General features: G+C 66.4%; 16 protein-coding genes. 10 read left to right on the plus strand and 6 right to left on the minus strand.

The window, feature by feature from the left end; all coding sequences use genetic code 11:
• Positions 1 to 45 precede the first annotated feature (45 nt).
• Positions 46 to 1,794 (minus strand): methyl-accepting chemotaxis protein, encoded by a 1,749-nt coding sequence (locus QW861_RS23415; protein ID WP_316193528.1) that lies wholly within the window; start codon positions 1,792 to 1,794, stop codon positions 46 to 48.
• Between the two features lie 221 nt (positions 1,795 to 2,015).
• Here QW861_RS23415 and QW861_RS23420 point away from each other — a divergent pair, with 221 nt between their 5' ends.
• The 7 genes from QW861_RS23420 (at position 2,016) to ybgC (ending at position 7,024) form a co-directional block, all read left to right on the plus strand.
• Complete coding sequence (locus QW861_RS23420) at positions 2,016 to 2,762, plus strand: YebC/PmpR family DNA-binding transcriptional regulator (RefSeq protein ID WP_315752619.1); 747 nt, start codon at positions 2,016 to 2,018, stop codon at positions 2,760 to 2,762.
• A 73-nt stretch (positions 2,763 to 2,835) separates the two neighbouring features.
• Positions 2,836 to 3,363, plus strand: a complete 528-nt coding sequence (gene ruvC, locus QW861_RS23425; RefSeq protein ID WP_316193529.1) for a crossover junction endodeoxyribonuclease RuvC — start codon at positions 2,836 to 2,838, stop codon at positions 3,361 to 3,363.
• On the plus strand, positions 3,360 to 3,977 hold the full coding sequence (gene ruvA, locus QW861_RS23430) for a Holliday junction branch migration protein RuvA (RefSeq protein WP_316193530.1): 618 nt from the start codon (positions 3,360 to 3,362) through the stop codon (positions 3,975 to 3,977). The genes ruvC and ruvA overlap by 4 nt, the downstream gene beginning before the upstream one ends.
• Positions 3,978 to 4,023: 46 nt before the next feature.
• Entirely contained in the window at positions 4,024 to 4,443 is a 420-nt protein-coding gene (locus QW861_RS23435; protein ID WP_315713925.1) for a cytidine deaminase, read from the plus strand.
• On the plus strand, positions 4,440 to 5,489 hold the full coding sequence (ruvB, locus tag QW861_RS23440; RefSeq protein WP_315713926.1) for a Holliday junction branch migration DNA helicase RuvB: 1,050 nt from the start codon (positions 4,440 to 4,442) through the stop codon (positions 5,487 to 5,489). Before QW861_RS23435 ends, ruvB begins: the two co-directional genes overlap by 4 nt.
• Before the next feature lie 84 nt (positions 5,490 to 5,573).
• Complete coding sequence (locus QW861_RS23445) at positions 5,574 to 6,494, plus strand: metallophosphoesterase (protein WP_316193531.1); 921 nt, start codon at positions 5,574 to 5,576, stop codon at positions 6,492 to 6,494.
• A gap of 80 nt (positions 6,495 to 6,574) precedes the next feature.
• Positions 6,575 to 7,024, plus strand: coding sequence for a tol-pal system-associated acyl-CoA thioesterase (ybgC, locus tag QW861_RS23450; RefSeq protein WP_316165763.1), 450 nt, complete (start codon positions 6,575 to 6,577; stop codon positions 7,022 to 7,024).
• A 184-nt stretch (positions 7,025 to 7,208) separates the two neighbouring features.
• Here the strand turns inward: ybgC and QW861_RS23455 are convergent, their stop codons facing one another.
• The 4 genes from QW861_RS23455 to QW861_RS23465 all read right to left on the minus strand — a co-directional run bounded on the left by QW861_RS23455 (position 7,209) and on the right by QW861_RS23465 (position 10,869).
• Positions 7,209 to 9,083, minus strand: a complete 1,875-nt coding sequence (locus QW861_RS23455) for a pyrroloquinoline quinone-dependent dehydrogenase (protein ID WP_315713929.1) — start codon at positions 9,081 to 9,083, stop codon at positions 7,209 to 7,211.
• A 256-nt stretch (positions 9,084 to 9,339) separates the two neighbouring features.
• A complete protein-coding gene (locus QW861_RS23460) occupies positions 9,340 to 9,702 on the minus strand; it encodes a hypothetical protein (RefSeq protein ID WP_315752625.1) in 363 nt (120 codons plus the stop codon).
• Between the two features lie 258 nt (positions 9,703 to 9,960).
• The gene (locus QW861_RS34055; RefSeq protein WP_410052249.1) at positions 9,961 to 10,209 is read right to left on the minus strand and encodes a DUF4396 domain-containing protein; all 249 of its coding nucleotides are present in this window, start codon (positions 10,207 to 10,209) and stop codon (positions 9,961 to 9,963) included.
• Positions 10,210 to 10,341: 132 nt separating this feature from the next.
• Positions 10,342 to 10,869, minus strand: coding sequence for a ParB N-terminal domain-containing protein (locus QW861_RS23465; RefSeq protein WP_316193532.1), 528 nt, complete (start codon positions 10,867 to 10,869; stop codon positions 10,342 to 10,344).
• Positions 10,870 to 11,153: 284 nt separating this feature from the next.
• Between QW861_RS23465 and QW861_RS23470 the strand changes: the two genes are divergently transcribed.
• Together QW861_RS23470 and QW861_RS23475 are read left to right on the plus strand one after the other, a co-directional pair.
• Positions 11,154 to 12,134, plus strand: coding sequence for a catalase family peroxidase (locus QW861_RS23470; protein ID WP_316193533.1), 981 nt, complete (start codon positions 11,154 to 11,156; stop codon positions 12,132 to 12,134).
• Positions 12,135 to 13,242: 1,108 nt separating this feature from the next.
• On the plus strand, positions 13,243 to 14,724 hold the full coding sequence (locus QW861_RS23475; RefSeq protein ID WP_315713935.1) for an outer membrane protein: 1,482 nt from the start codon (positions 13,243 to 13,245) through the stop codon (positions 14,722 to 14,724).
• Positions 14,725 to 14,809: 85 nt separating this feature from the next.
• On the opposite strand, the gene QW861_RS23480 is transcribed toward QW861_RS23475, so the two are convergent.
• On the minus strand, positions 14,810 to 16,999 hold the full coding sequence (locus QW861_RS23480; protein WP_316193534.1) for a methyl-accepting chemotaxis protein: 2,190 nt from the start codon (positions 16,997 to 16,999) through the stop codon (positions 14,810 to 14,812).
• Positions 17,000 to 17,327: 328 nt separating this feature from the next.
• Here QW861_RS23480 and QW861_RS23485 point away from each other — a divergent pair, with 328 nt between their 5' ends.
• Positions 17,328 to 18,329, plus strand: coding sequence for a helix-turn-helix domain-containing protein (locus tag QW861_RS23485; RefSeq protein WP_316193535.1), 1,002 nt, complete (start codon positions 17,328 to 17,330; stop codon positions 18,327 to 18,329).
• Positions 18,330 to 18,386 lie beyond the last annotated feature (57 nt).

The following is an 18,386-nucleotide window of genomic DNA, read 5'->3' on the forward strand; positions in this document are numbered from 1 at the left end:
GTCCAGACTCCCGGGCTTGAAAGGATCAGAAAATCACGGCTTGGCTCACAATTTGTAGGCGGTGCGGAAGCCGCCCCAGTGCCGGCCGCGAACCCGGATCGGCACGTCGATTTCGCGCATCATGACGGTGTTGCCGTTGCCCATGTCGCGCGCGTAGCTCTGGATCAGATAGGGCCGCTGGTTGCGGCCTGCCGCGAGCCCGGCCGGATCGTTGAAGATGCGGCGGTTGCGGCTGTTGGCGGTGTTGAAGGCCGTATCGCCCGGCCGCTGCGGATGCGAATAGATCCGGTTGTGCACCGGCAGATAGCCGTTGCGGTCGATCGCCACGCAGAACGCCATGCGCTGGTCCTTGGCAAGGAAGGCCTCCTGGAACGACGGCAGCACGCGCTCGGCCCAGTCGAGGATCCGGCTGCGGTGCTGCTGCGGATTGGTGCCGGGGATCTCGACATAGTTGGTATCGAACATGTCCTCGAGCGTGATCTCGCCGCGCGCAACGGCGCTCTCGAACATCCGGTTCAGCTCGGTGCCGGCTTCCATGGCGCGGGTGACGAACTCGTTGTTCTCCTCGTGCAGCGCCCAGAGCTTGTCCTCGATCTTCTCGCGCAGCTCGGCACTGGGCGCATCGAACCGCGCCTGGGCGCCGGCCTTGACCTGCTCGGTGACGCGCAGGCGGCACGGGCCGACGTCCTCCAGCACGGCGTCGAGACGCTCGTTCACGGGCAGGCGGCTCGCATCCGGACCGGTGATCAGAAGGCCGTCGTTGGAAATCTCATAGACCGGCGCACCGATCGTGCGTGCGCCCGACTTGATCTCGATCCTGAGGTGACAGGGCAGACGCTCGCTGCCGCTGCGCACGGGCCGATCGCCCTGCCGCAGCAGCACGGCGCAGCGCGCCTTCAGCTTCTGGGCGTACATCGTCACGGCGCGGCCGGCGTTCGTGACGCGCTCGCCATAGCTCTCGGCCTGCTGGGTGGCGCTGCTGATGTCGGCGGCGCTGTCGACCACCGAGGATATGAACTGCGAGGCCTGGGCCGCATTGTTCGACATCTCGCCGGTGGTCTGGTTCTGCTCGGCGACGGCGCCGTTGACGTTGGTGAAGACGGGGCGGATCGCCTCGATCGCCTGGACGATGCGGTGGACGGCGTCGGCCGAGCCGGCGGCGTCCTTCTGCAGTGCCTCGATCTTGCGGGTGATTTCCTCGGTCGCGTTCTGGGTCTGGACAGCAAGCGCCTTGACCTCGGTGGCCACCACGGCAAAGCCGCGGCCGGCCTCGCCGGCGCGGGCGGCCTCGATGGTCGAGTTGAGCGCGAGCAAGGTGGTCTGGCGCGCGATCTGGGAGATCAGGTTGACGACGTTGCCGATCGCCGCCGAGGATTCGCGCAGGCGGTCGACGTTGGCCCGGGCTTCCGAGGCGGCGGCGCTGGCCTGGTCGGCGAGCTGGCCGGCGTCCTGGACCTGGGCACGGATACCGTGGGCGGACTGGGTCACCTTCTCTGCGGCGTGGGCGAACGTCGCCGCCGTTCCCTGCGCGGTGCTGCTGCGTCCGCTCAGCGCATCGGCGCGCTGGCGAATGTCCGTCAGCGTCCCCGCCGTCGCCTCGGCGCCGCTGGCGACCGCATCGGCGGCGCGCTCCAGCTGGCGAATCATGCCGCCGAGTTCCAGCTCCAGCAGGTCGAGGATGGCCTTGGCCGAATCGGCATCCGACGACGCCAGCGGCTCCGGCGCGGCTACCGGCTTCGGTTCGGCCACCGGCTCGGGCGCAGAGGCTCGTCTTGCAAAGAAACCAAACGCCATGGGGTAGGCCCCGGTGCGGGTGAAAAGGTGCAGAGGGGCGGCATCGTTGCACTTGACTGTGAAGCCATGGTTAACATTTGGCTTATGGTGCGGGGCAGCCAACTGACTCTCCGAGGCGGGACAGCCACCCTGAAACCACCTCAAATCTTTGATTTTGACGATTCCCGGCCTATAAGGCCGCGCTTCCCCCACTGATCCCCTACGATTGCAAGAGACCTCGCATGGCCGGCCATTCCCAATTCAAGAACATCATGCATCGCAAGGGCCGGCAGGATGCGATGAAGTCCAAGCTGTTCGGCAAGCTGGCGCGCGAAATTACCGTCGCCGCCAAGCTCGGCACGCCCGACCCGGCGATGAACCCGCGGCTGCGCGCCGCCGTGGTCGCCGCCCGGGCCGAGAACATGCCCAAGGACAACATCGAGCGGGCCATCAAGAAGGCGCTCGGCGGCGAGGGCGACAACTATGCCGAGATCCGCTACGAGGGCTACGGCCCGGGCGGCGTCGCCGTCATCGTCGAGGCGCTGACCGACAACCGCAACCGCGCCGCGTCCGACATCCGCTCCTTCTTCACCAAATCAGGCGGCAACCTCGGCGAGACCGGCTCGGTCTCGTTCATGTTCGATCGCGTCGGAATCATTGAATTCGACCGCAGCGTCGCCTCTGACGATGCCGTGTTGGACGCCGCGATCGAGGCCGGCGCCGACGACGTGATCTCGGGCGAGGGCGGCCACGAGGTCTATGCCTCGCCGGACAGTTTCCATGAAGTCGCCAAGAACCTCGAAGCCAAGTTCGGCGAGCCGCGCAAGGCGGCGCTGACCTGGAAGCCGCAGAACACGGTCGCGGTCGACGACGAGACCGGCGAGAAGCTGCTGAAGCTGATGGACCTCCTGAACGAACACGACGACGTTCAGAACGTCTACGCCAATTTCGAGATCTCGGACGCCCTGATGGCGAAGATGGGCGGTTGACGGACGCTCAACCACGTCGTTCGTGCGTTCCGTTTATGTTTCCATCGGTGCGGCGCGAGGCTATCTCTAATCCATGAAAGCCCAGCCGATTCGCGCAGCAATCCGCATCATCGGGATCGATCCCGGCCTCCGCCGCACCGGTTGGGGCGTGATCGAGAGCGAGGGCAACCGGCTGATCTATGTCGGTTGCGGCTCGGTCGAGCCGCCCGATGATCTGCCGCTGGCGAGCCGGCTGCTGGCGATCCATGAGGGGCTCTCGGCGGTACTCGGCCGGTTCGCGCCGATGGAAGCTGCGGTCGAGCAGACATTCGTCAACAAGGACGGCGTCGCCACCCTGAAGCTCGGCCAGGCCCGCGGCATCGCCATGCTGGCGCCGGCGATGTTCGGAATTTCGGTCGCCGAATACGCCCCCAACCAGGTCAAGAAGACCGTGGTCGGCGCCGGTCATGCCGACAAGGGCCAGATCGCGGTGATGCTGAAGATCCTGCTGCCGAAGGCCGAGCCGCCGTCGGCCGACGCGGCGGACGCGCTCGCCATCGCCATCACCCACGCCCATCACCGCCAGGGCCAGGCGCCGCGCATGAAGGTGGCCGGGCTATGATCGGCAAGCTGAAGGGGCTGATCGATTCCTACGCGGAGGATTTCGTCATCCTCGACGTCGGCGGCGTCGGCTACCAGGTGCACTGCTCGGCGCGCACGCTGCAGGCCTTGCCGTCGCCCGGTGAAGCCGCCACATTGTCGATCGAGACCTATGTGCGCGAGGACCAGATCAAGCTGTTCGGTTTTCGCTCGGATGTCGAACGGGAATGGTTTCGCCTTTTGCAGACGGTGCAGGGCGTCGGCGCCAAGGTCGCCCTCGCCGTGCTGGGCACCTTGCCGCCGTCCGATCTCGCCAACGCCATCGCGCTGCGCGACAAGGCCGCGGTGGCGCGCACGCCGGGCGTCGGCCCCAAGGTCGCCGAGCGCATCGTCACGGAGCTGAAGGACAAGGCGCCGGCTTTTGCCGATGTCGATCCCGGTGTCGTCAGGCTGTCCGGCGCCATCGAAGAATCCCGCGCGCCGCAGCCGATCGCGGACGCGATCTCCGCGCTCATCAATCTCGGCTATGGCCAGCCGCAGGCGGCTGCCGCCATTGCCGCCGCGTCACGCGCGGCCGGCGACAAGGCCGAGACCGCGCAACTCATTCGCCTCGGCCTCAAGGAGCTGGCGAAATAGGCTATCGTCGCCCGGCCGGGCGAGCAGAAGGACATCCGTTTCCCCCATGGTGAGCAAGAAGGACAAGGAGCTGATCGAGGCGGCCGCATCAGCGGTCAAGAGCCGCTATCGCAACGATTGGCAGGAGGTCGGCGCCGCCATGCGCACGCGCGACGGCCGCATCATCACTGGCGTCAACATCGATGCCTATCTCGGCCGCAACGCTGTCTGCGCCGAGGCCATCGCGATCGGCCGCGCCATCACCGAGTTTGGCGACCACGGCATCGAGACCATCGTTGCCGTGCGCCATCCCAAGCCCGGCGAGCCCGGCGAGGTCGCCGTGGTCTCGCCCTGCGGCACCTGCCGCGAGCTGATCCACGACTATGATGCCAAGGCGCGCGTCATCGTGCCGTCGAACGGCAAGGGGCCTGCGGCGGTGACCATCGGCGAATTGCTGCCGAACAAATACAGGCGCGGCAACGAATGAAGCCGCCGGCGCGCATGGTCAGTCCGGAGCGGCGCTCCGACGATGTCGGCGACACCGCGCTGCGTCCGCAGCAGCTGTCGGAGTTCGTCGGGCAGCAGCAGGCGCGCGCCAACCTCTCGATCTTCATCGAGGCGGCGCGCAAGCGCGGCGAGGCGCTCGACCATGTGCTGTTCGTCGGTCCGCCCGGACTTGGCAAGACGACGCTGGCGCAGATCGTGGCGCGTGAGCTCGGCGTCGGCTTCCGCGCCACCTCGGGCCCGGTCATCGCCAAGGCCGGCGATCTCGCCGCGCTGCTGACCAATCTCGAAGAGCGCGACGTGCTGTTCATCGACGAGATCCATCGTCTCAGCCCGGCGGTCGAGGAGGTCCTTTATCCGGCGATGGAGGATTTCCAGCTCGATCTCATCATCGGCGAAGGCCCCGCGGCCCGCTCGGTCAAGATCGACCTGTCGAAGTTCACGCTGGTCGGCGCGACGACGCGCGCAGGCCTGCTGACCAATCCGTTGCGTGACCGGTTCGGCATTCCGATCCGACTGAACTTCTACACGGTGGAGGAGCTCGAAGGCATCGTCACGCGCGGTGCCCGCGTGCTCGGGGTCGGCATGACCGCCGACGGCGCCAACGAGATCGCGCGGCGCGCCCGCGGCACGCCACGGATCGCCGGCCGCCTGCTGCGCCGCGTGCGCGACTTCGCGTCGGCGGCCAACGCCAGTGCGATCGATCGTGCCATTGCCGATCACGCGCTGAGCGCGCTCGAAGTGGATGCCGCCGGGCTGGACGCGATGGACCGGCGCTATCTCTCGACCATCGCGCTGAACTACGGCGGCGGGCCGGTCGGCGTCGAGACCATGGCGGCAGCGCTGTCGGAGCCGCGCGATGCCATCGAGGACATCATCGAGCCGTATCTGATCCAATGCGGCTATCTGCAGCGTACGCCGCGCGGCCGGCTGCTGACGTCGCACGCGTTCAGGCATCTTGGCCTGGCCGAGCCTTCGAACCGCGATCCCGGCCAGTTCGGTCTGTTCGGCAGCGAGGACGATGATTAACGAAACTGCTGACAATCTGCACAGACGCACCCGAAATCGGTTGCAATGATCAGGGAGAAGGGAGCCGCTGCGAGGAGTTTATCGATGCTGTCACGCCGTCGCTTTCTGTCATTCTCAGGCGGTCTCGCCGCCACCGGTTTTTCGACCGCGACCTACGGCGTCGGCGTCGAGCCGCTCCGCTTGGGCGTCACCGACTATCACATCCATCCACGCAACTGGCCGGCTGGGCTAAGACTGAAGATCGCGGCCATCGCCGACATCCATGCCTGCGATCCCTGGATGTCGCTCGCTCATATCGACGGGATCGTGCAGCGAACCAACGCGCTTCAGCCGGATCTGATCGTTCTGCTCGGCGACTACGTCGCCGGTCATCGTCATCACATCGGACGCATCGACGCCGATGCCTGGGCGCCGGTGCTCGGTGGCCTGAGGGCGCCGTTGGGCGTGCACGCCATCCTGGGCAATCATGATTATTGGGATGATCGAACCGTGCAGCGTGACGGCCGCGGCGCGCCGTATGCCCAGAAGGCGCTCGAGGCCGCCGGCATTCCCGTCTACGAGAACGACGTCGTGCGTCTCACCAAGAATGGCCATGCCTTCTGGCTTGCCGGCCTTGGCGATCAGTTGGCCTACATGCCAGCGCGGCGCTTCCGGCCGATGCCGCGGATCGGCATCGATGATCTCGCAGGGACGCTGCGCAAGGTGACGGACAGCGCCCCGGTAATTCTGCTGGCGCACGAGCCCGACGTCGCGCTCCGCGTGCCCGCGCGGGTGTCGCTGCAACTGTCCGGGCATACGCATGGCGGCCAGATCCGCGTGCTCGGCTGGTCGCCGGCCGTTCCCGCGCGTAATGGCGTCAATCTGGCCTACGGCCACATCCGCACCCAATGCGACGTGATCGTCTCCGGCGGCCTCGGCTGCAGCATCATGCCAGTCCGGATCGGCATGCCGCCGGAGATCGTGCTGGTCAACGTCGGCAGGGAACCCGTCGAGGTGACGTCCTAGCCGGCTCGTGCTCGCCTGCTCTTGCGCTGGCCGTTGAACTGGGCGAAACGATCGCCATTTCCGGCTATCGAGGGCTTCCCTTGACCCAACGACATCTCGACGGCGCGATCCGCGACGGCCGCCACCACATGCAGGTGCGGGTCTACTACGAGGACACGGATTTCTCCGGAATCGTCTATCACGCCAACTACCTCCGCTTCATGGAGCGCGGCCGCACCAATCATCTGCGGCTGATGGGCGCCGAGCAGCACGCGCTGTTCGCGGAGGCGGCAAGCGAGGCCCCGGGCTTCGCCTTCGTGGTGCGCTCGATGACGCTCGACTTCCTGCGGCCGGCCCGTATGGACGACGTGCTCGACGTCGTCACCTGGCCCGTGGCGGTGAAGGGCGCGTCGATCACGCTGGCGCAGGAGGTCAGGCGCGGCGAGGAGGTGCTCGTCAAGGCCGACGTGAGAGTTGCGTTCGTCAGCGGCGGCAGGGCGCAGCCCATACCGAAAGCGCTGCGCGACCTGATGAAGGCGGACCTCGCCTAAAGACGTCCTAACGGTGGGCGGGCGGAGGGATGAGGATGCGCCCGCCGGCGATCGCGACCTCGCCGCGGTCCAGTCGGCCGCGCCATCTGCGCAGCGAATGCGACGGCAGCTGTATCGCCGCGGCGTAGGCACGGAAGCCATTCCGCTACGGTTCAGCGCAAGCCAGCTGGCGAGCACCGCCGCACTACGGTAGAGCGTAGACGGCGACCTGATCGCCGACCTGGTCCTTGAGGATCGTGTTGCCGCCCGCGATGAAGGCGACGTATTCGCGGCCCTTGTACTCATAGACGGCGGGATTGGCGACCGCGGGGGCCTGGACGATGTCGGACCAGAGCTCCTTGCCGTCGGCCAGCGCGTAGGCCCGCACCTTGGCGTCCATCGAGGCTCCGATGAAGATCACGCCTCCGGCCGTAACCGCCGGGCCGCCGATCGTCACCGATCCCATCGACTCCGGCATGTAGAAGCCCCACTTCTGGGAGGCGCCGATGGGACGGCGCCATTTGATGTCACCGGTGGTCATGTCGATGGCGGCGATCTCGCCGAATGGCGGCTTCCAGCAGGGCATGCCGAGCCAGTTCAGCGCGTTGTCGAGTGACATGCCGTATGGCGCACCCTCTTGAGGATAGAAGCCTTGCTCGTTGCCCGAGCCGGCTGCGCGCTGCTCATATTCTTTCCGGGGGTAGAGCTTGATGGATTGCACCACGTGCGAGAAGTTGACGATCGCGGTCTTGCCGCGCGGATCGAAGGCTACGCCGCCCCATTGCACGCCGCCGGCCGAGTCGGGATAGGCGAGCACGCCGCTGTCCTTGTGAGTCGGCGGCGAGTACATGCCGGCGTAATTGAGGCTCTTCCAGAGCCTCGAGCATTGGCCGAGCCCGAGGGCGTCGGCGACCCACCAGATGGGAGGCTTCTTCGACTGGTCGAGCAGCGGCGCCGGCCTGATCGGAAACGGCTGCGTCGGCGCGTAGATTTCGCCCTGGATCGAGCCGTCGCCACCAGGCACCTTGCGCTCCTCGATCGGCCAGACGTCCTTGCCAGTGCGTCGGTCGACGACGAAGAGGAACCCCATCTTGGTTGCCTGCATCAGCGCTGGGATCTGCTTCCCATCGACGGTGATGTCCATCAACGTCGGCGCGGAGTTGATGTCGTAGTCCCAGATGTCATGGTGCACCCACTGGCGAGACCAAACGACCTCGCCGGTTTCGAGGTTGAGGGCCGTTGTCGATGTGGCCAACGGGATCGGCTCGGTGCGGTTGCCGCCCCAGTAGTTCGGGGAGGGGCTGGAGACCGGGAGATAGACCAATCCAAGTCCCTCGTCGACCGACATGCCCGTCCACACATTGGCGGTGCCGGTGCGGGACGCGATCTTCGGCGGCAGCGTAGCGAAGGACCATTGTCGCTTGCCCGTTTGCGGATCGAGCGAGAATACGGTGCCGGGCGGTGCTTCAGCATAGGCCCAGTCCTTGCCGGCCCAGCCCAGGATCACGTGATTGCCCGCGACCGTCGGCGGCTGAAGCAACGAAAGCGGATATTTGTTGTTCACGTCGTTCCACTGATCGACGTTGAGGACGCCGCCGTTCGCGAAATCACGACAGAGCTTGCCAGTATCCGCGTCCATGGCAAAGAGCTGCGCGTCCATGGTGCCGAGATAGACGATCTTCTGGCACGGCTGGCCCGCGACGGGATTCGCTGCCTCCCAATAGGCGACCCCGCGGTTCTTCAGCGCCGGCTGGGTCAAGGCCTTGAGCGTCGATTTGGAGTCGAAGGTCCATTTGACCTTTCCGGTCGCGGGCTCCAGCGCAACAACGCGATAGAACGGCGTGCCGATGTAGAGCGTGTCATTGGCAAAGATCGGCGTGGCGGACCAGACGCTGGTCGGCAGCTTGCCCGACCCATCCGAAACGTCGCCGGTGTGATACTCCCACACCTTTACCAGCGATCGGACATTGTCGGCTGTGATCTGGGTCAGGGGAGAGTACTTCTGGGCATTGAGCTGACCGTGAAACGTATTCCAGACGGCATGGGTCGGGACGAGCGGGATCGGCTTCGGCGTGGGCAAGCTGCCGGACGGCAGCTGAGCGCCTGCGTCGGCAGCTCCCGATTGCTCGTTGCCCGGTGCTGACGATGCGCGACCGGCATTGCTGTGGGGCTGCTCCGAGTCAGTGCTCGAAGGCCCATGCTGCTCTGGGCCTGGAATGCTTCCGGGGGTGGCAGCCGGATGAGCAGTGTCGTTCTGTGCAATCGCCGGCGGCAGCGCGACCATGACCGCAGCGTGAGCGCCGCAAATGGGGCGCTACGGCAGAATGAACGGATTCTCATGCCACGGCTCTTCTTGGCTGGGGTGGGGCGGCAAGCGTCACAATCAATCCGACGAGTGCGACGACCGTGGCCGCCGCCAGCCACCACGCATGCAGAAAGCAGGCGGCGGTTATTGTGCCGAGCGCGCCGAGCAGCCCGAGGGACCAGAACACCCAGAAGAGCCACCCGCTTCGACCAAACCACAGGACGAAGGCGTCGACGACGAGTGCCAGACTGGATCCGATGACGAGCAACGCGCCCGGGGCGCCAGTGACCCCGGTCAAAGGAGCTAGGTAGTCGTAGAGGCCGAGCAGCGTGCCGGCGGCGGCTGCCACGAGGATGATGATCGGGCCGAGCGGCCTCTGCTCAAATGAGGTCAAGTCAACGCTCCAAGATTCATGGCCGACGAGCGCGGGGCAGCGGCGGTGATTCAACGGACGAGAAAAGAATGTCTCGTCGAAGCAGGGGTTCCACGCGCCGCATCCGTACCCGTTCGGGGCCGAGAAGGGCCCCCATCCGGTTTGCCAACCCAATTCCTCGGCGCATGGCGGACTATCTCTGGCACTGTCGGTATAGCGGGGGGCGTGAGACAATCCGCAGCTCGATACCAAACGGGCCTCGATCGGCCGCGGAGGTCGCTACTTCTTCTCCTTCGAGCCCCGAGTCAGAAGCCACCAGTTCGCCGGGTGGGAAGGAACCCAGGAGCACGGAACTCCGGGCTGCTGACCTTCACGAGCCGTAGACCTCCAGTCGCGTGCCGAGCACGTGTCGGAGGCCGTGGAAATGGCAAGTGTGACGCCGTGCATTCCAACCTGCCAAGACGCGATCGAAATCGTATCGGCCTTGGCGGCCGCGATAAGCCCCTGGCCGAGCGACAGACCTCGCATCGGCGCAATCGTGAAATACCCGCTGCGCAAGGCGCATCGGAGAGGCTGCCGGGGATCACGCTGCGCTGACCCGCCAGACGGACTGCCGCTCAATCAGACCGTGGCCGGGGAGGAACTCGCGCGTTGAAACCGTCAGTATCGCCCGCCGCTGCGCTCTTGTTGCTTGATCCAATCCGACAAGGTCCGGGGCGACGATCCTTGTCCGGGGCGCGATGGCTTCGCGGTGGCAGTCCTGTTGCTCCGGTTCGTCGTCTCCGTCGGCCCGCGCGGGCGCGTCGCGGCATGGGCGCCAGAGACGCCCCTCGGCGCCGTTGTGAGCTTCTCCGCTTCCTCCTTCTCCAGCCGCAGCTTGCGCAGCCGCTCCATCTTCTCGCGCTCCGGATCGACGGGCGGCGGTGGCAGCTCGCGCTGGCGGGCTTCCTCGGCGGAGATCAGCAGACCCATGATGGCGCTTTCGCCGAGGGCCTTGCAGGCTTCGAGGCGGTGCAGACCTTCGACCAGGACAAAATGGTCCTTGTCGCGGCGGACGAGGATCGGCTCGCGCTGGCCGACCTCCAAAATGCTTTCGGCCAGCGCGTCGACCGCGTCCTGCTTCAGCGCCTTGCGCTTCTTGTCGGGGATGTGGATCTTGTCGATGGGGAAGCTTTCCGGTGCGGACACAGTCGAAACTCCGTCGTGGGCGCGCCGTCCGGCGTCAGGGTCGGAGGGGGCACGATCCCCGGATCCGCACCGCAGGGCGGAGGGAGGCAGACCGGGCACGTGCGGCTACAATAGAGACATTCGCCATCTCGCCGCAAGGAGCGGTGATGGGGCGTGATGGCTCCTGTCAGACCGCAAGGTGGATCATGCCGCTGTGATCGGCGCCCAATCGGCCGCGCTCGAAAATCGCTCACGCGTCAATTCATGCTGCTATGCTGCATCGCTCATACAGGAGGACGCCGCTCATGACGATACGCACACTCGTTGCCGCGCTGGCCGGGATTGCTCTCGCGCTGCCCGCCGCTGCCCTCGCGCAGGAACCGCCGGTCGAGGAGCAACTCGTCAACGCGATGAACAAGGTGTTCGGCGTGCACGCCGGCTTTCGCGCCAATCACGCCAAGGGCGTCGTGGTCGAGGGCAAGTTCAAGCCGTCGACCGAGGCGACGACCTTGAGCAAGGCGTCGCTGTTCAGCGGCGGCGAGATTCCGGTGACGGTGCGGTTCTCGGACTCCACCGGCGTGCCGAACCTGCCGGACGGATCCGGCGACGCCAATCCGCACGGCATGGCGGTGAAGTTTCATCTCGCCGACGGCAGCGACATGGACCTCGTGATCAACTCGCTGAAATTCTTCCCCGTCTCGACCGGTGCGGAGCTGCGCGATCTGTTCCTGGCGATCGCGGACTCTGGACCGAACGCGGCCAAGCCGACCAGGCTCGAGCAGTTCGTCGCCAGCCATCCCTCGGTGCCGGCGGCGCTCGGCACCATCGCGACGCCGGACAGTCTTGCCGACGAGGCCTATTTCGGCGTCAACGCCTTCGTCCTCGTCAACAGGGCCGGCGAGAAGCAGGCGGTGCGCTGGCAGATGCTGCCGGAGAAGGTCGTGCATATCGACCAGGAGGACGCGGCGAAACGCGCGCCGGACTTCCTGATGGCCGAGCTGCCGGCGCGGCTGAAGCAGGGGCCGGTGACGTTCCGCTTCAAGGCGCAGCTCGCCGCGGCCGGCGACGACACCAAGGATCCGGCAAAGCCGTGGCCTGACGATCGCAAGCTGGTCGAGCTCGGCGTGCTGACGATCGACAAGGCGGTCGAAGACAGTGACGCCGCGCAGAAGAAGCTGCTGTTCCTGCCGGGCCAGCTCACCGACGGCATCGAGGCCTCCGACGATCCGATGATCGACATCCGCAACGGCGCCTATGCCATCTCGTTCTCCCGGCGCAATCCGTGATGATGGTGGCATGACACGCCATGTGCCGTGCGCACCGCGCGGTGCGGCGGATCACGCTGCGCTGATCCGCCTGACGGGCCTCAGTCTGTCGTCATGGCCGAGGCGAGCCCCGCCATGATGCTGCGCGCCGCAGGCGGCGCTTGTGCTGATGACCGGACGATTTGGCGGCGAGCTCAAATCCGTATTTCCGGACGCGATCGGCCGTGACCTAGCTTCGTTCCATCCTCATCGCAATCCAGAACGAGCGGAAATGGGTGCATCTCTTCGGAGTGCAGGATCGGATCGACACCCTCTGCGGGGCCTTCGAGCCCGGCGAGTGAGCACGACACAACCGGCCGCAATTATGGATGCTTCGCGGCACGCGCCCCCGATGAGTTGCCGCAACGTTGACGAAGCCACGCCTCATTCGGTGCGATTGCGGCGGCGTCCGCCGCTTTCTCTCCCGATCGATGACGTCGCACAAGCTGCGCGATAACGGCGAAACCAAGAGCAGGGGTTGTCGACACGCATGGACCGCCGAGCGTCGGCGCGTCGAAGACGATGGCGACCGTGCAGCCGATGTGCCGCCCCGCTCGATGTGATGCAATCGAGGCGTGTAGTAGATGTGAAGGACGACGATCGCGAGGTGCGCGCGATCAGGAAGCATGCCGTCGAGCGCGGGGCCGCGCGCTGCGCCTCCAGTGAGTTCGGTGCGCACGTTCGTCTACGAATGAACTCATGAGCCGCGACGGCATCGCGCATCGCGCCGTTTGTCGCAATCGTGTCGCGCGCTGCTTCTTTTCGCCAGAATCCTGCATCTTGCGTGCAACAGTCAAAGCCGAATCTCGATCGCGTCGGGGGCCCGATCTGCATTCCTTCCGAATGACATTTTTCAATTCAGTTCGCGACACAATCTCACCCTCCTGATGCGGCCGCCGTTTGTTGCGGCACGTGTTCAGGAGTTGTGAGTTCGATGCGTCGCGTATTTGGCGTATGCCTTTGCCTATCTACTTTCGCAGGAAGTACGACATCGGTCTGGGCGACTGATCTCGCCCTGCCTCCCCCGCTCCCGCCGCCTGACGTCTTCGCCTACAGGTGGAGTGGCTGCCATGCCGGCGCGAATGCCGGGATGGCCTGGTCGCGCCAGCAGCAGACGTGGAGCCAGGTCGCCAATGCCGCCGCCGCGCCCGTTCAGCCCGTGCAGCAGCCGGTCGGCAACGCGAACAACCCGCCTGTGGTCAAACCGCCTGTGGTTGCAAACCCTGCGCCGAACCCGCCGCCGCCGAACAACCCCGGCGGGAATAACGGCGGATGGAAGCCGCCGCATAAGCCGCCGCAAAAGCCCCCGATCTGTGAGCGCGGCGACAAGGGCTGGTGGCAGCCCGGCAAGCCGTACGGCGACAAGGATCACGACTGGCCAAAGGTTGGATCGAAAGGCGGCGACAACAAGTCGTCCTGGCCGTCGGCGCCATCCAAGAACAAGGACAACAACTACAACGACGTCAAATATGGTGGCGGCTGGTTCGACAAGCATCACGACGACGACCATGACAAGTCGAGCGGCTGGTCGCAGCTGCATTCAAACGGCTACTCCGACAGATCGGCTTGGCTGCACCGTGATCGGCAGGACGATCACGACAAGCCGGCTTCCGGATGGGGTGGGAAGAAGGACGACGGATACGACAAGCCACTCGGTTTCGGCTGGTCGAAGCAGCCGCTGAAAAGCGAGCGTGACAGCTACGCCTGGCTGAAGCCGGATCAACGCGACGACGACAAGCATGGCGGCTATGGCTGGGGCGGCAAGCCGCGCGACAATGATGACGGCAAGGGCGGCTATGGCGACAAGCAGCCCGACAAGGATCATTGGCAGCAGCAGGGCGGCAACTACCATCATGGCGGATGGCCGTATCATCCGGACAAGCCCTGGCCGCCGAAGAATCCGCCGCCGAACAATGGCGGCGGCCAGCCGAACCCGCCGCCGCAGGGCAACAATGGCAACCCGCCGCCGCAGAACCAGCCGCCGGTGGCAGGCGGCGGCAACGTGGCGCCGCTGCCCGTCGCTGCCGTGCAGATTCCGACCGCCATCTCGAGCAATGGCAGCGACGTCATCGGCGGCCTGCAGCTCGGCTGCGATTATCAGATGGACCGCTTCGTCGTCGGCATCCAGGCCATGGCCGATATCGGCATCATCAACGCGTCGAGCCCGCTCGGGCCGGCGCTGACGATGAACACGCGGACGAGCAACCTCTACACCGCCACGGTGCGTGCCGGCTATCTCGTGACACCTGAGATCCTGGCCTACGTGCGCGGTGGTGCGGCGTGGACACGGACCAACGTTTCGGTCGTCAACACCGCCACCGGGCAGTCGGCGAGCGTGGCGTTCAACCGCAGCGGATGGACGGTCGGCGCCGGCGTCGAGTGGATGTTCGCCCGCAACTGGTCGGCCTTCGCCGAATATGATTACGCCGATTTCGGCACCGTGACCGGCACGCTGCCGGGAGCAGCCGCGATCACCGGAGGGCCGAACGTCGTCAGCCAGAAGACCCAGCTCCACACGGCGATGGTCGGTGTCAACTACCGCTTCGAGATGCTGTCGCGCGGCGGCCGCTGAGATCAGCAGCAGACGCATTGCATCCCACACGACAAAGGCCGCCTGGCTCATCCAGGCGGCCTTTTCGGTTTTGGTCGGCCGGCGCTCAGCTCGCGCGGACCGAGCTCAGGAACTTGCCGACCTCGTCCCTCAGGCGGCCACTGTCACGCGACAGCAGCTTCGCGGCCGACAGCACCTCGGAGGACGCGGTCCCGGTGCTGCTTGCGCCGCGCTGCACATCGGTGATGTTCGAGGAGACCTGCTGCGTGCCCTGGGCCGCCTGCTGGACGTTGCGTGAGATCTCCTGCGTCGCCGCGCCCTGTTGCTCGACTGCGGCGGCGATGGTGGCCGAGATCTCCGACAGGCGTTCGATGGTCTCGCTGATCTCGCGGATCGCGCCGACGGACTCCTGGGTGGCGGTCTGGATGCCCGCGATCTGCTGGCCGATGTCGCCGGTCGCCTTCGCGGTCTGCTCGGCAAGCGCCTTGACCTCGGTGGCGACCACGGCAAAGCCGCGTCCGGCGTCGCCCGCCCGTGCCGCCTCGATGGTGGCGTTGAGGGCGAGCAGGTTGGTCTGGCCGGCGATGCTGTTGATGAGCTCGACGACGTCGCCGATCCGCGCGGCCGCCTTCGACAGCTCGCCGACCCGCCCCGTGGTGGAGCGTGCCTGCGTGACGGCCTCGTTGGCCATGCGCGCGGACTGCTGCACCTGGCGGCTGATCTCGGTCACCGAGGAGGCCATCTCCTCGGTCGCGGACGCCACCGACTGCACGTTGGTGGACGCCTGCTCCGATGCCACGGCGACCGTCGTAGCCAGCGTCTGCGCCCGCTCCGCGGTGGCGCTCAACGAGCCGGCCGACGTCTCCAGCGTGCTCGAGGCAGCCGACACGGTTTCGACGATGCTGCCGACGGACGCCTCGAACTGATCCGCCATCTGGCTCATCTCGTGGCGACGCTGGGCGTCGGCGGCGGCCTGGTCCTCGGCGCGCTGCGCGATGCTCTGCTTCAGGTCGCCCTGCATGGCTTTCAGGGAGGTGGCGAGGGCTCCGACCTCGTCGGCCTGCTCGATGGTGAGGGTCTGGTTGAAGTCGCCTTTGGCGATGCCATTGGCAAACGCGGCGCAATCCTGGATCGGACGGGCAATGCCCCGTGCCGCCACCCAGATGAGGAAGATCGCAAGCGCCGTGATCACCGTTCCGACCCCGAGCTGCCACAGCGTGTTGTTGGTCGAGCGGCCGCTGAGCGAGGCGTCGAGCTGCCGTGCGGAGGCGAGAACGACGTCGCGCGGGACGGAGATCACGACCGACCAGGGCGTGTCGGTGAGACCGAATGTGATCGGGGCGTAGATGTCGACGTTGGGATTGTTGGGCTCGTCGAGAACGGTGCCCTTGCGGGTTCGAACGATGGCGGCGCTGTCGGCCCAGCGCGAGTCGGCCTCGGCGGCGGATTTGCCGATGACGTTCTGGTCGGCGCTGTCGGCGACGACGAGGCCGGTGTCGTTGAGGATCACGACCTTGCCCTTGCCGTCGAACAGCGAGGTGTTGATCTTGACCGCCAGCTTCTGCACGAAGTCGAGATTGTAGTCGGCGCCGGCGAGACCGCGGAATTTGCCGTCAATCATGACGGGAACGGACATCGTGGCCAGGAACACCGGCTTGCCCTGGACGATGTAGGGCAGCGGTCCTAGGATGTTCTCCCTCCCGGTGGTGCTCGGGTTGATGTACCAGGCGCCCTTCACGAGGCCATTCTGATGGCGCTCGCTGCTGTCGTATTCGACCAGCGGCTGCACGGCGATTGCGCCGCCGGCGCTTCGCGTCCAATAGGGGAGGAAGCGGCCGGTGTGGTCGGAGCCCATTTCCTTGTTGGCCTTGAAGGCCGCATCGTTGCCGTCCAGCCCGTCGGGCTCCCAGGCCGAATAGGTGCCGTTGAAGGCGGGATTGAGCTCCAGCACGTGCCGCAGCACGGCGTTGAGCTGCGCGCGGCGGGCGCTCGTGGCGGTCCCGTTCTTGGCGTCAGCCAACACCGCAAAGGACTGCGCCAGCGTGCGCGCGGCGTCGAACCCGACCTCCAGCTCGGCCTTGATGACGTTGGCCTCGGTGGAGGCCCGGTTCATCAGGCTCTCCTTGGTCTGGCGATCGACCAGCTGCATCACCTCGTGGTTGACGTACTGGTTCATGCTCTGCGTCGAGAACAGACCGTAGCCGATCAGGATGACGCAGGTGAGCGCCAGGCAGAAGCCGGCGATCAAGGCGATCTTGGTCTGGATGGAGCGTATTGCCGCAAAGTATAGGCGCATGTTTCCCTCTCATGGTTGCCTCGCGACACCGGGCAATGACGTTCGTCGGTGCGAAGCGCGTGCGGGAACCATCCGGACTGAGGATTAATGCGCTTTAAGGCACCGGCTCCATTTCAGGGCGCACGGACCAGTTCGGGCGAGGGAGTGTCGCAGTGTTGCGACACCCCCGTAGTCGTCCGGGGAAAGTGAGGCATCGGTCGCGGCCCCGGCGGCGAGCGAAGGATTGCAGCCTGGTCGGCGTTCCTTGACGCCGGTCAAACCGCGGTGCTGTAGTTGCGCTAGTCTAGCAGTAAGCTGCGCCAACGCGGGCAGAGCCGGGAGGAGGGACATGGGGCGTTCGCCCGGGAATGCCCATTCGGATCGCGTCCTGGCGGCCTTGGCCAAGGGGGATGCGAAGGCTGACGCTGACAGCAGAGCCGACAGAGGCGCGCCGGCGGTCTCGGCGCTCGCGGCATCATGGCGCCGCTCCGGCCATCTCCATGCGCTCGATCCCGCCACGCCGAAGCTGCCGGCTCGCCTGACGGCCGCCGAAATCGCGGACGCGCGCGCGCGGCTCGGGCGGCTGCTCGCGATCGCGCAGGCGAGCCTCGACCGGCTGTTCCTGGCGGTTGGGGGCGTCGGCTGCTCGGTGCTGCTCGCCGATGCCGACGGCACCGTGCTCGAGCGCCGCGGCGCCCGCGGGGACGACGCCACCTTCGAATCCTGGGGCCTGTGGACCGGCGCGGTGTGGAGCGAGCGGCGCGAGGGCACCAACGCCATCGGCACCTGCCTGGTCGAGAAGCGGCCGCTGACCATCGACCGAGATCAGCACTACCTGTCGCGCAACGCGCGCCTGTTCTGCACCACGGCGCCGATCTTCGACGAGCACGGTCAGCTCAAGGCCGCGCTCGACGTCTCCTCCTGTCGTGCCGATCTGACCGAAGGCTTCAGCCGGCTGATCGCGACCACCGTCGCGGATGCCGCGCGCCTGATCGAGGCGGAGAATTTCCGCCAGGCCTTTCCGCACGCCCGCATCGTGCTCACGCCGGACAGCGAGCGCGAGATCAACTCGCTGCTGGCAGTCGATCGCAACGACCTCGTCATCGGTGCCACACGGGCGGCGCGCCGTGCGCTCAACCTTTCTTCGTCCGCGCTGGCGCGCCCGGTGCCAGCCGGCGACCTGATCAAGGACGCAACCACCGAGGGCGACGACATCGACGCCGCCGAGCGTGCTGTTCTGAAGCGCGCGCTGGCGCGCGCCGGCGGCAACGTCTCGAAGGCGGCGAAGGAGCTCGACATGTCGCGCGCCACCCTGCACCGGAAGATGAAGCGGCTCGGGCTCGAGCGGTGAACGCGCCGCGGCTGTCGAATCGCAGCCAAGATGTCGCAGAACTGCGACACTTCCTCG

Origin of the sequence: Bradyrhizobium sp. SZCCHNRI1029 (assembly GCF_032487555.1) — a bacterium.
Lineage (GTDB): Bacteria > Pseudomonadota > Alphaproteobacteria > Rhizobiales > Xanthobacteraceae > Bradyrhizobium.